Origin of the sequence: Ruminococcus sp. HUN007, from assembly GCF_000712055.1 — a bacterium.
In the GTDB taxonomy this organism is placed as follows: Bacteria; Bacillota; Clostridia; order Oscillospirales; family Ruminococcaceae; genus HUN007.
Genome location: NZ_JOOA01000002.1, coordinates 2,881,477 through 2,894,933, shown reverse-complemented (window position 1 = coordinate 2,894,933; position 13,457 = coordinate 2,881,477). Strand labels below are relative to the sequence as shown.

Here is a 13,457-nt window from a genome sequence, read left to right as displayed (position 1 = left end):
ACCGGCCTCAAGTCCTTACTGATACGGTCGCTTACTTTTCAGGCACAGAAATAACAGGAAAGGACAAAAACCATGGAAATTGCAAAATTATATGAAACTGCGGCCGAAAAACTTGATAAAGCAATTGAAGTATGTGAAAAATCCGGTATACCACTCACTTCACTTACTGTAGTTGCTTCGGCATCAGGCAATCTTTACACCGGTGTGAACTGGAAAAGACTTAACGATGCTTTCGAGGAGGAAGAGATCCGTTCTGAAGATGAGGCACTTGCGAAGCTTCTTTTAGCAGGTGAATCAGCTGTTGAACACATTGTTACTCTTGATGCAAAAACAAAGCTTCCTGTTGATCCTTATCAGAAATGTCTGGAACTTCTCGTAAAGATCAACCCGGAAAATGCAAAATGCAGCATTCTTCAGGGTAAGAATTCTAAGGTGATCCTTACTTCTGTAAACAGCGATATCGCCAAGTTCGCTGAACAGCTTGCAGCTGAGAATAAACAGAACGTTCAGCAGGCTCCTGCAAATCAGCCTGATACAGCAAATACTGCTGAAGGCGCAGTACCTCAGCAGCAGATCCCGGGTAACGGTGAACCTGAAGGCAGCGCAGCACATGCAGGAATTGATGCTTCAGGCCTCCAGATGATCTTCGATGACTGGGAATCATCTTCTGACAAACAGGAAGCAGGCGAAAACAAGCCTTTCAACGGACAGTCACTCTCAAGCAGTCAGGCAGACAAGGCTGAGGTTATAAATCAGGTTCAGAACATGACAAACAACGCATATCCGAACAATCAGCAGAACATGAACGGCATGTACGGCGGCCAGGGTATGAACGGTATGTACGGACAGCAGATGCAGCCTGGTATGTACCAGCAGCAGGGCATGAACAGCATGTACGGCGGCCAGGGTATGAACGGTATGTACGGACAGCAGATGCAGCAGGGCATGTACCAGCAGCAGGGCATGAACGGTATGTACGGCGGCCAGGGAATGTACGGTCAGATGCAGGGCGGCATGTACGGACAGGGTATGAACGGTATGTACGGCGGTCAGGGAATGTACGGCGGCCAGCAGAGCGTTAATATCGGTGGTGCAGGTCCGATGTACGGCGGCGGCCAGCCGGCTTACGGACAGCAGCAGAACGGCGGCAGACAGAGTCTTTATCTCAATCCAGGCGCGGGTCAGCAGCAGAATGTATACTCTATGCCGGGCACAGCTTCCTCATCATACCGCAGCAAACTTCAGGCACCTGTACATTCATCAGTCGTTAATACACAGTCTGTATCAGTTTACGGCACTAACATCGGTGAAGGTGATAACAACGCTATCTTCAAGGACAGATTAGCTGATATTCTCAATTCATCTTCTGCTTCAAAGCCGGATGACAACGATAAAACTGAAGTAATGATGAGTGCGAAGGAAAAGAAGAACGCAGCTAAGAAAGATGCAAAGCATCACTGATAAATCAGTTTAAGAACTTAAGAAAACACTGATTAAATCGTAAATACGGCTTCGCCGGATTTACGAGGTGGGATTTGCGGGGCTTCGCCCCGGGCTCCACGCTGATTTATGAATAAATCAGCGTTTTCTTATAACTCCGGAATATATCAGATCAGCATGACCTGCTCCCGTTTTATACGGCGCTGGTTGTGCTGATCTTTTTTTGTACAAAAAATGAATTAATTCTCCCTAAAAAAAGCACTGCGGGAATCCGGAGATTCCTGCAGTGCTTATGTTATTTATTCGCTTGAATTCTGTCTGATCAGTCTTCTTCCTTAACTTCATCAGCAGAAGGCATTTCCACTTTTTCGATACCTTTGTTCTGTTTAAGCTTTGCTTTGCGGGCCATTGCTGCCTTTTCAGCCTCTTCAAGAAGTTTCTTTTCCTTCCTGATCTGTTCTGCTCTGGCTTTACGCTGAAGCTGCTTGGCTTTTTCCTCAGCTTCTCTTATAGCTGCTTTATTCTTGTTGATATCGACCTGCATCTGAACATTGATGAGGTTTTCTTCAAACATTTCTTTTTCAAAGATGATCGATACTGAAATGTCATCACGGCTGCCGGCATTGGTTCTTCTTACGAAGTTCTTGTTGATCCTCGACTTAAGAAGTTCAATGTCGCTCATCTGGCTTGCGAGAAGACAGTTATATTCTTCAAAGCTCTCGCGGTTTGAGAATGATGTATAAAGTCCGTCAGTTGAAAGAATGATTGCAAGAGGCTTCTCAAAGCTGTAAAAATAATTGAACATTTTTATAGCATTGGAATTACAAAGTGAAGAAGTAAGGTTCGCCGGACAGCTTTCATCATCAATTATAGGCATGTAAGCCTCACCGCACTGTTTGATAACTACGAGACTGCCGTCACCGAGCTGCATGCCGAAGCTGAATGTATCTGTAAGAAATGCAACTAACAGTGTAGAGCCGTAGATCGATTCGATCTTTATCGTGGACAGTTCTTCGTCAGTAAGCTTTTCACGCTCTTCCTGTTTAACAGGGTTGTTTCTGTAATGCTCATTTACAACATCGTACCAGTTTTTGATAATGAATTTCTGGATCTTCGTGATCAGATGATCCGGATCATCCTGAAACTTCCTTTTAAACTCTTCTGGATCGGAACAGAATTCCTCCACAGCTTTAATTGCAACTTCAACACCTGCTTTTGAACCGAAATCACTTCTGAAGTGCTTTTTGCTGCCGTGTCCGTCAGCAACAGCTGCAATAGCATATGTATCCGTCGTTTTGTAAGCTGCGTAGTCCTGACACACTGTATCAGACTCAACGTGACTTGCACCACGGACAGCTTCGCTTAATCCGATGTACATTATTGACTCATCCCTCTTTTCTTTTTCAAATCGAACATGGTTAAATTACCATCCGCTGTCGAACGGTACATCCTTAGGGAATTCGTCTGAATCTACAATATTCTTGATCTGTTCAGCAAGCTGTTCCTGCTTCTTGTCAAGAACGTCAACATCATTGAGATCGCGGAGAACGTCGTCTGCAAGTGTCATACTCTTGCTTCCGATCTGTGATGATGTAACTGCGATCTTCTTGATGAGCTGAGCAAGCTGACCGCCTGAATAAGCATGTACAACTGTATCAGGTGATGTTGTAAATTCAGCAAGCATATCGTCGTTTGCTTCCTTGCCGATACCAAGAGCAACCTTAAGGCCGTATCTGTACCAGCTGTTCACCTGAAGCTTTCTGAGTCCTGCCTTGTAGTCATCTGTAGGATAACCGTCAGTCATAAGAAAGATGACCGGAGCAAAGGAAAGTGAAGGTGAATTTAAGAATTCTGATCTTGAAAGTTTTCTGTTGAGTTCCTCGAATGTCATACCAAGGTCTGTGATACCCTTGGCTTCGAGTCTTGCCCATTCAAACTCTTCTACTGAGATCGGTTCCGGATACATCCACGCGCATCCTGTCGAGAATGTAAGAACTGCGATCTTGATGTCAGTATCGGCTTCACCGATACTTCTTATTTCAGGCATGAGCTCTTCCATTGCTGTATTGAGCTCGCCCATTTTTGTTCCCTTCATACTGCCTGATGTATCTATAAGGAAAAATATTACAAGACTTTTTCTTGAGACGCCTGTTGCACCAAGCGGATCGTCATCATCAAAGTCCATCAATTCTTTTGCTTTAGTGCTGAAATCTTCCATGGTAACTTAATACCCCTTTCTATATTTCTATATTTACCCCGCCTATATCAGCTGAAACACCGGCCCAGAGAGGGAATCCCTTTCCGTTGCCTACTTCATGTACTGATCCGTCAGACATTTTAACTTTCCATACCTTGTCGGACATATTCTTTATGCCGAGCACACCCTTCTGGATCTTGTTTTCAACAACTTCCCCTACAACTGTGCTGAAATCATCAGAACCAGGTACAGATTCACACATGTAGATCTTTCTTCCTACATAAATCGGTGTTCTGTAATCACGGTTGCTGAACTTAAGTGTAGCATACTTTCTTCCGCATCTTCTGCAGATAAGAGTATTGTTTTCACCTTCATCATATGCTGATGTGAAGGTTGTTCTTCCGCAGTAGCACGGAAGTATCTCTGAACGCAGTCTTATAAAGAGCTTCTGCCATTCATTTTCAATGATTCTCTTGTTTGCCTGTGAGATACCTGTTGTAAAAGTAAATGTAAATGCCTGTCTGATGTAGTTCGGATAAATACCCCAGAACTTGATGACGTTATCGTGAATGCCCTTTACCGGACGGTTGGTGTCATTGTTCGGGTCGAATACGAATACAGCTTCCTTGCCGTAATGCTTGAGTTCAGCAGTTTCAGTAAGGCAGACAGTCTTGACAACCTTTTCGCCTTCAAGCGGGTCACCTCTGAAGAGAAGCTTGAAAAGTACAACTGCAAGAGAATACTTGTCTGTCTGAACGTCCGGACGACATACGCCGCGCACGATCTCAGGAGCCATGTATCCCGGCTTGCCGCCGATACCGAAGTTATAGCCGTCAGGAGCTATGTTGTCACAGTCGCAGACAAGAACGTCACCGTTGGTAACGTTGATGAAGAAACCGCCGTCGTTAAGGTCCTGATAGCTCTTACCTGCTCTGTGGAGCTGTCTGAAAGCATTAACAATATTTATTGCAGCAGTTACAAGAGCATTGAGGTTCTTGAACTGCACAGTAACCCTGTGAGCCTTGCCTGTGTTAGGATCGACCTCAAGCTTGTACATGTTGAGGATGTCAACAAACGAATCGTACTCCGGCGGTCTTAAAGTCATAAGGTAGCCGAAGCTGTCGTCAACGCCCATTTTTGTGAGATACTTAGGCCAGAGGAACTTATCGCTCGGAGGGCCGTCCTTGATATTCACTTCAAGGTTCTTTCTGAAAGCCTGCGGATCGCGCATCTTATCCATGTCGTACCACTTGAGCGCGTATTTAAGGTTGTTGTATTCAACGAGATAAACAATACCCTGTCCGCCGCGGCCAAGAGTACTTATAACTTTTAACTCACCGCCGTATTCCATAGGAATAGTCTGACCTGGCTTAAATTCTACCATTTTCTATCATTCCCTTACTTTAATTTTTATTGTTTTCTCATGGAACCGCTGTTTTGCTGCAGATCAGTGCGGAGAACCGGAACCGGCTCCGGATCACTCCGTCAGCAGATCAGTGTTTCCTTATAAATTCAAAATGAATTCCGTTTGTCATGCAGAACTTGTGTACGTATGAGTTCTCGCGGCACTGAATAGTGATAGCCGGGCAGAAAGCAAACACGTTGCTGCCTATAAACTTGATCGTTTCCGGAAGTACTACATCACGGAGTGTTTCGCATCCCTGAAAAGCTGCATCGCCGATGCTTGAAACGCTTGACGGAATAACGATGTCCTCAAGGTTTGAACAGAATGAGAATGTATCTTCCTCAATTGCTGTTATGCCCCACGGAAGCTCGATCCTTTCAAGTGAGCTGCATGAACTGAATGCACCCTTCTGAATTACCCTGAGTGTATCAGGAAGTGTAACTGCACGAAGCTTTTTGCATTCTGAGAATGCGTATTCACCGATGACCCTGCAGGTTGAAGGGATCCTTATTGTTTTCAGAAAACCATATCCGTCAAAAGCAAAGCTGTTGATCACTGTATAGCCTTCCGGGATCTTGACATTAGGGAAAATTTTGTACTTGATAGCATCAAAAGGTCTGAATGGCTTCTGCTTGATCTGAGTCTCATCCTTGTCATCTCTTCCGCCGACTGATTTTTCCTGTCTTGAAGGCGCTGCGACAGGTACCGGTTCCGGTTCCATTTTGATCTCAGGAGTAAACGGCCAACCAAACATGTGGGTAAAGCAGTCAAGAACAAATTCTGTGGCATAAGCAGAGAGAAACATATCATTCAGCATGTACTCTCTTGCCTTAACGATGGAAAGTTTCTGATCAGGCTCATCGAGCATCTGTGTAATAACGTTGTTGTTGATAACATTCTTAATAAGACGTCTTTCTTTCTCAAGATCAGGCATATAATCATTAAGAATTCCGGTAAATCTTTTTGTGTCCCTGAACAACTCGACTCCGTTCTCTTCTATTATCTTTTTCAGAGCCGCCTTTACTTCGTCTATGTTTTCGAACTGACTGTTCATATAATCCTCCCTAAAAAGATATTATTATAATAATTATAGCATAAAAAATATTAATTGGCAATAGTGAATTGGTGTAAATTGTATAAAAAAAAACAGTTTGCACATACTTCGGCACATGGCCGTATAATCTTCTTTTAAGACGATTCCAAAAACCCTGAAAAACCTTTGTCAATTGACAACAGCACAGTGCTGCTGTATAATAAAGCAGTAAAAAGTCCGCCTGACAGGAATTGAACCTGCGCACATACGGTCGGAGCGTATTGCTCTATCCACTGAGCTACAGGCGGTTTTACTCCTTATTTAATTATATCAAAAAATCAGTCACTTTTCAACCCTTTTTAGTATTGTTAAAGCCTTTTTTGCCTTATAGTTTTACGGAAAAGGCAGACAAGTCTGCGCTTTCCCCGTCTGATTTGTCTGAAATGATTTTATCACAGTAAACTCCGGCATTTTCATCTGATGGCTTTATTTTTGTTTTTAAGGTATATACTCATGAAAAAGAAAATTTTTGTTGTCACACTTCCGTTTATCATTTTTTCACTTTCACTTTTTATCTCAAGACTTTTCCTGAAATTCATCACAGACATTCACTACCTCTGCCCTATAAAACTTCTTTCAGGTTTTTACTGTCCCGGCTGCGGCTGCACCAGAGCAGTTCACTTTCTGCTCCGCTTTGACCTTTTAAGTTCACTGAGAAGCAACCCGAGTATCCTCCTTATGTGTATTGCCATTGCATTGTGGTACTCGGAACTTCTGCTTAAGACCTTCGGAAAAAACATAAAATTATTTCCGCGGAAAAAGGCATTTTACATTGTACTGACTCTTGCTCTTACCGTATTCTATGTCATCAGAAATTTCATACCTGTGCTTGAACCGTCATGGAGCTATTAACTGATATGCAAAAACAGCAGTATCGCACAATTGCATGATACCACATTAATCCGGTTAAAAATCATATATGATAAAAACACCTCTGATCCGAAAAGAACCAGAGGTGTTTTTGTTTTTAGTAATTATTCATTTACTTAAGACTGATCATAGTCTGTGATCACTGAGCCTGACCCGCATTCTTAAAGCTCTGAGCCATCTGATTCATTGCATTTTCAGCGTCTTCTTCAGTAATTACGCCGTCATCGATCATGTGTTCGATCCATGCAGGATATGTGCCGTCTTCTTCGTATTCTGTGATTGCTGCCTGCGGATCCTGGAAAAATTCACCCATTTCACCGAAGTAAGGCATAACAGGTACCATGCTGATACCAACGATAGCGCTGATGATAAGTGTGATAAGTGATGTGATAAGACCTGCAACAGCAAGACCCTTTCCAGCCTTGCGCTTAGCAAGTGCCATAATTGCGAGAATAAGACCGATAATGGCAAACGGGAAACCAATGCAGCAGCAGACGATACCCAGAATACCAAATATAAGCGCAGCGACGCTTAAGCCCTTTGAACCGTTTTCTTCCATTTTCCTACTCCTCCTTATTTTATTATTTTCTATATCAGAACTCCATCTCACTCAGTGTTCTGAGATCGTATGGTGTTCGCTGATATACGCAGTAATTCAGCCAGTTCGAATACATAAGGTTCGCCTGACCGCGCCACCTGAACAGCGGCTTGTTTTCAGGATCGTCATCAGGAAAATAGTTGTACGGAACTTTGATAGGAAGCCCCTTGTCCCTGTCCCTGAAGTACTCCTGTGCAAGAGTATCACGGTCGTATTCACTGTGACCTGTGATAAAATACTGTCTCTTGTTTTTATTGCATACTATGTACACACCTGACATGTTCGATTCGCTTGTTATATTCAGCTGAGGCACCTTTTCAATGTCTTCGCGGAGCACCTCAGTGTGCCTTGAGTGCGGCACATAAAAAACGTCATCAAAGCCCTTGAGGAGCTGTGATTCACGGCGAAGAACCTTATGAGGAAAAACGCCGAACATCTTTTCACTTAAATCATGTTTCGGGATGCCGAAATGATAGTAAAGTCCGGCCATGGCTCCCCAGCAGATGTGCATAGTGGAATAAACGTTTGATTTTGACCATTCCATGATCTCACAGACTTCGTCCCAGTAGTCAACCTCTTCAAAAGGTATCTGTTCAACCGGTGCACCTGTAATTATGAGTCCGTCATAAAAGTTGTTTTTCACATCGCGGAACGTCTTGTAAAAAGTGTTCAGATGACTGACTGAGGTGTTTTTTTGAAACGTGTGATTCTACGTGGAGAAAGTCAATATCGACCTGAAGAGGCGTGTTGCTCAAAAGCCTTAAAAGCTGAGTCTCAGTTTCGATCTTTTTCGGCATGAGATTGAGTATTGCGATCTTCAGTTCGCGTATATCCTGATGCTCGGCAACGTCACCGGGCATTACGAATATGTTTTCGTCGATCAGTGTTTTATAAGCGGGAAGGTCTTTAGAGATCTTGATAGGCATTGTTTATGACCTCCTTTATGTCACTGAAAACGGATGATTTCAGACTGCGTGTATCTTCTTTTCCTTGTCTGAGTTCTTTCCGTCAACGCCGTACTTTTTGTTTCTTCTCTTTTCGAAGAACTTTACAGCGACCTGACCGAACTGAGCGTAGCTGAGAACGTCTTCTTCCTGTTCTACCCATTCAGCGCATTCTTCACGGATAGTGTCAAGTTCTGACTTGAGAAGGTCTGCAGGACGGCATTCGATCGGTTCTTCGTCACCGATGATCTTCTTTCTGAATTCAGGATCGATCGGAATAGGTGTCTTGCCGTATTCGCCTCTTACAACGCCCTTGAATTCCTTTGTAACTGTCTTGTAGCGTTCGCCTGTTATTACGTTGAACACAGCCTGTGTACCGATGATCTGTGAAGAAGGTGTTACGAGAGGAACGCTTCCGGCGTCTTTTCTTACACGCGGAACTTCTTCAAGCACTTCTGTAAGCTTTTCTTCCTTGCCAGCCTGCTTGAGCTGTGAAAGGAGGTTTGAAAGCATACCGCCCGGTACCTGGTAAATAAGAGCCTTCGCATCAACTGCAAGCATCTTAGGATCGATAAGACCGCAGTCAATATATTTCTTTCTGAGTCCCATGAAGTATTCACGGATCTCGCTTAAAAGCTTGAGGTCAAGGCCTGTGTCGTATTCTGTGCCCTGGAAAGCAGCGACCATTGATTCTGTAGGAGCATGTGATGTACCGTTTGCAAGCGGTGACATTGCTGTATCGATGTAGTCGCATCCTGATTCAACTGCCTTGAGGAGACACATTGATGCAAGACCTGATGTGTAGTGGGTGTGGAGCTGAACAGGAATGCTTACAGCTTTCTTGAGGTCAGCGATGAGCTCCTGCGCTCTGTATGGTGTGAGAAGAGCAGCCATGTCCTTGAGACAGATGGAGTGAGCACCTGCTTCTTCTATCTGCTTTGCGTAGTTTACGTAGTATTCGTTTGTGAAAACGTCACCTGTTGTGTAGGAGATGGCAACCTGAGCGTGGCCGCCTTCCTTTCTTGTTGCCTTAATGGCTGTTTCGAGGTTTCTGATGTCGTTTAAGGCATCGAATATTCTGATGATATCCATACCGTTTGCCACGATCTTCTGAACGAAGTATTCAACAACGTCATCAGCGTAGTGACGGTAGCCGAGCATGTTCTGACCTCTGAAGAGCATCTGGAGCTTTGTATTAGGAAGATTCTTTCTTAAAATACGAAGTCTTTCCCATGGATCTTCATCGAGGAAGCGGAGGCATGCGTCAAAAGTAGCGCCGCCCCAGCATTCGATCGAGTGATAGCCTACCTTATCCATCTTGTCGAGGATAGGAAGCATGTCCTCGATAGGCATACGTGTAGCAAGAAGTGACTGATGTGCGTCACGGAGCACAGTTTCGGTAATACCAATTTTCTTTGCCATAATGAACCGCCTTTCCGTCCGCTTACTTGATAGTAGCGAGAGCGTCTGAAGCGTTTACTGTGTCGCCCTTCTTTGCGATAACGCTTGTTACAGTACCGTCGCACGGAGCAACGATATCATTTTCCATCTTCATAGCTTCGAGAACCATGAGTACCTGACCCTTGGAAACTGTGTCACCTGTCTTTACCTTAACGTCGAGGATGTTGCCAGGCATAGGAGCAGTTACCTTTGTGCCTTCGCCTACTGCTGCAGGAGCCGGTGCTGCAGGCTTTGCTGCTGCCGGTGCAGGAGCTGCTGCCTGAACAGGAGCAGAACCGTCTGTGATCTCTTCTACTGCAACGTCATATGCTTTTCCGTTTACTGTAATATTAAATCTTTTCATAATAAACTCCAGTTCTCCGCAGCTTTAAAATGAATAAAACCGAATTATTCAGACTGCGGTATATTTATTTTAAAGTGGAAGATTGTTGTGCTTCTTAGGAAGACGTGAAACTCTCTTGCCTGAAAGTATTTCGAGAGCTTCAGCAAGCTTTGTTCTTATCTGTGCAGATGAAATAATTTCATCGACAGCGTTTCTGTAAGCAGCCTTTTCTGCTGTTGCATTTTCTGCTATGTATTTCCTTACAAGCTCACTGCGCTTTTCTGAAACACTGGCAGCTCCTGCAAGCTTTTCGTGCCAGAGGAATTCCACTGCTGTAACAGGGTTAAGCGGTGAGATAACTGCATCTTCATAAGCAAATGTAAAGTCAGCGTTTGCACCCTTGCTTGCAAGAGCCACGAAAGCAGGACCGTAAGCCTTGCCTGTAACGACTGTGACCTTTGCTGTTGTGGCTTCGGCATATGCACCTGCGAGCATTGTCATGTTTCTTACGCTGCCTGCAGCTTCGCCTTCACCGTCAAATCCTTCAGTATCAACAAGTGTGATCAACGGGATACCGAAAGCGTCACATGTTCTTACGAAACGTGCTATCTTTGCTGAGTCATCAGCTGTAAGCTTATCCTTTGTTCTGTTTGTTGAAACTATACCTGCTGTAGATCCTGCCACTGTCGCAAGAGCTGTGTATGAAGCCTTTCCGAATCCTTCGTAAAGTTCAGTTACAGAATCAGCATCTGCTATATTGTTTACTGTATCAGAAAGAGTATTTCCTGACGCAAAAGAATTTTCCTCGTATTCATAAACAGGAACGGCTGTAAGATTATTTTCAGGAATAAGTCTTAACAGTTCCTTTGCAGCACTTATCGCTGCGTCGTCATCATCACAGACAACTGCTGCAGTACCAGCCTTCGCTGCATCTGCTGCTGTGCTCTTTCCGTTAGGAGCAACGTACAGTTCTGCGTCCTTTGTCATTACCACGAAATCTGCTGAGCAGGCGAGCATTGCAGCACTTCCTGCACATACTCCGGCGATAACTGAGATCTGAGGTACAACACCTGAAACTGATGCTGCTGTGCCGATCATTTCACCGTAAGCGTTAAGTGAATCAACAGTGCCGTCAATGAAAGCACCGTTTGAATCGTGGATGCCCACTACCGGTCTGCCTGTTTTTGCAGCAAGTGAATAAAGCTTTGCGATCTTCTGTGCATGAACTGTTCCGACTGCACCGCTGTTGACTGTGTTATCCTGTGAGAAGGCATAAACCAGTGAACCGTTTACGTAACCGTATGCTGTAATTACACTTGCAAGGCTTTCCTTTTCCATTGATAACGAGCCGACTTCTGTATAAGCGCCGTCATCAAACAGAGCTGCAAGTCTTCTGCGTGCCGCGCTGTCTAAATTTTTCTCCGTCTGCATATGAAATTCCCTTTCTGAGATACTAAAATGTTGGAAATCAAGTGATCAATTAAATTGATCCAAACATTATAATCATAACATATTATTTTATTTTTTGCAATAGCAATAAAGCTATATCTTTTATCATAAACTGCTGTTATTTATCTTCGCCGCAGGCGTTTCTTATCGCCCTGAGTTCCTCGGCTGTGAGTTCCCGGTAAGCGCCCGGCTTGAGCATTCCCAGCTTTACAGGGCCCACACTTATTCTTCTGAGTCTTGCAACTTCAAGGCCGACGCCTTCGCACATCTTTCTTATCTGACGGTTTCTGCCCTCGTGGATCGTGATCAGCAGAACCACCCTGTTCGGTTCCTTGCTCAGAACATTGATAACCGCCGGCTGTGTCTTATGGCCGTCGATTTCCATTCCTGACGACATTGTTACAAGCTGGTCATCATTTATGTCAGGACGGACAGTTACGCGGTATGTCTTGGCAAGATGCCTTGACGGATGCATAACGCTGTTGGCAAAATTTCCGTCGTTTGTAAACAGAAGAAGTCCCTCGGAATTCTTGTCAAGTCTTCCTACCGGATAAACACGCTCGTTTACGCCTTCAAGAAGATCCATAACACACTTTCTGTCCAGTTCGTCAGATACAGTGGTCACGTATCCGCGCGGCTTGTTGAGCATGAGGTAGATGAAGTTCTTCTTTTTCGGTCTGTATATTCTTTCGCCGCATACTGTGATCTCATCCCTGAAACCGGCCTTGTCGCCAAGCTTCGCCGGATGTCCGTTCACCTTCACTTTGCCGCGTTCGATATATTCCTCTGCCTTGCGCCTTGAACAGAAGCCGCTGTCTGCTATTATTTTCTGAAGTCTTATAAGTTCCATAGGATCGTTCCTTTCAACCGGACATGAGCAGCCCGCTCCAGCCAGAATACTGCTGCCAGCGGACACGATTCGTAAATATCAATATAGAATTAATTATATCATGTTACAAAGCAATGGTCAATGAAAATTTTGATGCAGGACTACCCTGTGCAAATAAAAAGCTGGCCGTAAATGGTCAGCTTTATCTTGCCATATTATAAAGTTCGCCCTGTTTCTGGAGCAGGAACGAGCATATCTCGTCCTCGCGTCCTGCAGGATTGTTGAGACGTGCGATATAGCACATGCCTTCGCCTGTGGACTCGGAGCCGCGGCGTATAACGGTACATGAGATCTCCATGTACTTTCTTCTGCCGAGGTCAAGTGTGAACAGAAGAGCAGTTCCCATATCGAAATGCTGCCTGCTGATGAATTTGACGCCGTTCATGCTCATATCCTTCACGATTATTTCAGCATGGGCTTTCTTTCCCGGAACGTCCGAGTCAAAAACCGCTCTTGCGAACGCGTTCATGTACACACGGAGAGATTTTCTGCGCTCCGATTCCGCAATGCTGTAAACATCAGTGACGGTGAGCTCACCGAAGGAATAGGTGAAAACACTTCCCTCAACGGCCCTGAAACCGAGTTTTGAATTGATTATATTTATCTTGATTCTTGTACCGAACGCAAGTGACTTCACAGCCCTGTTCTTCACGCTCAGCTTCACCTTGTCAGATGACAGCGAAGCGATCCTTGCGGTAGTGATGAAGGCGTTGTCAGTGGTTTTTATCTCGCAGACAGAACCTTCATATTCATTAGGGATCCTGATTCCCATAACATTCCCCCTGAACG

The 13,457-nt window shown here is 44.5% G+C and carries 12 protein-coding genes, 1 tRNA gene and 1 pseudogene; 2 read left to right on the top strand and 12 right to left on the bottom strand.

The window, feature by feature from the left end; all coding sequences use genetic code 11:
• Positions 1-72 precede the first annotated feature (72 nt).
• Complete coding sequence (locus tag CC97_RS20655) at positions 73-1,461, top strand: hypothetical protein (RefSeq protein ID WP_049962994.1); 1,389 nt, start codon at positions 73-75, stop codon at positions 1,459-1,461.
• 301 nt (positions 1,462-1,762) lie between these two features.
• On the opposite strand, the gene CC97_RS16670 is transcribed toward CC97_RS20655, so the two are convergent.
• The 5 genes from CC97_RS16670 to CC97_RS16650 all read right to left on the bottom strand — a co-directional run bounded on the left by CC97_RS16670 (position 1,763) and on the right by CC97_RS16650 (position 6,383).
• Entirely contained in the window at positions 1,763-2,818 is a 1,056-nt protein-coding gene (locus CC97_RS16670; protein WP_049962993.1) for a protein phosphatase 2C domain-containing protein, read from the bottom strand.
• Positions 2,819-2,863: 45 nt separating this feature from the next.
• Complete coding sequence (locus tag CC97_RS16665) at positions 2,864-3,658, bottom strand: VWA domain-containing protein (RefSeq protein WP_044976386.1); 795 nt, start codon at positions 3,656-3,658, stop codon at positions 2,864-2,866.
• A 19-nt stretch (positions 3,659-3,677) separates the two neighbouring features.
• Complete coding sequence (locus CC97_RS16660; RefSeq protein ID WP_044976384.1) at positions 3,678-5,021, bottom strand: serine/threonine-protein kinase; 1,344 nt, start codon at positions 5,019-5,021, stop codon at positions 3,678-3,680.
• A gap of 109 nt (positions 5,022-5,130) precedes the next feature.
• Entirely contained in the window at positions 5,131-6,096 is a 966-nt protein-coding gene (locus CC97_RS16655; RefSeq protein WP_049962992.1) for a leucine-rich repeat domain-containing protein, read from the bottom strand.
• 215 nt (positions 6,097-6,311) lie between these two features.
• Positions 6,312-6,383: transfer RNA gene (locus CC97_RS16650), tRNA-Arg, on the bottom strand.
• Between the two features lie 205 nt (positions 6,384-6,588).
• Here CC97_RS16650 and CC97_RS16645 point away from each other — a divergent pair.
• Positions 6,589-6,987, top strand: a complete 399-nt coding sequence (locus tag CC97_RS16645) for a DUF2752 domain-containing protein (RefSeq protein WP_044976382.1) — start codon at positions 6,589-6,591, stop codon at positions 6,985-6,987.
• A gap of 157 nt (positions 6,988-7,144) precedes the next feature.
• Here CC97_RS16645 and CC97_RS19180 read toward each other — a convergent pair whose 3' ends face one another.
• The 7 genes and pseudogenes from CC97_RS19180 to CC97_RS16610 form a co-directional block, all read right to left on the bottom strand.
• The gene (locus tag CC97_RS19180) at positions 7,145-7,564 is read right to left on the bottom strand and encodes a DUF4190 domain-containing protein (protein WP_049962991.1); all 420 of its coding nucleotides are present in this window, start codon (positions 7,562-7,564) and stop codon (positions 7,145-7,147) included.
• A gap of 34 nt (positions 7,565-7,598) precedes the next feature.
• Positions 7,599-8,529, bottom strand: a pseudogene (metA, locus tag CC97_RS16635) (homoserine O-succinyltransferase).
• Positions 8,530-8,568: 39 nt separating this feature from the next.
• A complete protein-coding gene (locus tag CC97_RS16630; RefSeq protein ID WP_044976380.1) occupies positions 8,569-9,969 on the bottom strand; it encodes an oxaloacetate decarboxylase subunit alpha in 1,401 nt (466 codons plus the stop codon).
• 22 nt (positions 9,970-9,991) lie between these two features.
• Positions 9,992-10,351, bottom strand: a complete 360-nt coding sequence (locus tag CC97_RS16625) for a biotin/lipoyl-containing protein (RefSeq protein ID WP_044976378.1) — start codon at positions 10,349-10,351, stop codon at positions 9,992-9,994.
• Between the two features lie 69 nt (positions 10,352-10,420).
• Complete coding sequence (locus CC97_RS16620; RefSeq protein ID WP_044976376.1) at positions 10,421-11,761, bottom strand: carboxyl transferase domain-containing protein; 1,341 nt, start codon at positions 11,759-11,761, stop codon at positions 10,421-10,423.
• 136 nt (positions 11,762-11,897) lie between these two features.
• On the bottom strand, positions 11,898-12,629 hold the full coding sequence (locus CC97_RS16615; protein WP_044976374.1) for a pseudouridine synthase: 732 nt from the start codon (positions 12,627-12,629) through the stop codon (positions 11,898-11,900).
• Positions 12,630-12,810: 181 nt separating this feature from the next.
• On the bottom strand, positions 12,811-13,440 hold the full coding sequence (locus tag CC97_RS16610; protein WP_044976372.1) for a PilZ domain-containing protein: 630 nt from the start codon (positions 13,438-13,440) through the stop codon (positions 12,811-12,813).
• Positions 13,441-13,457: the final 17 nt, after the last annotated feature.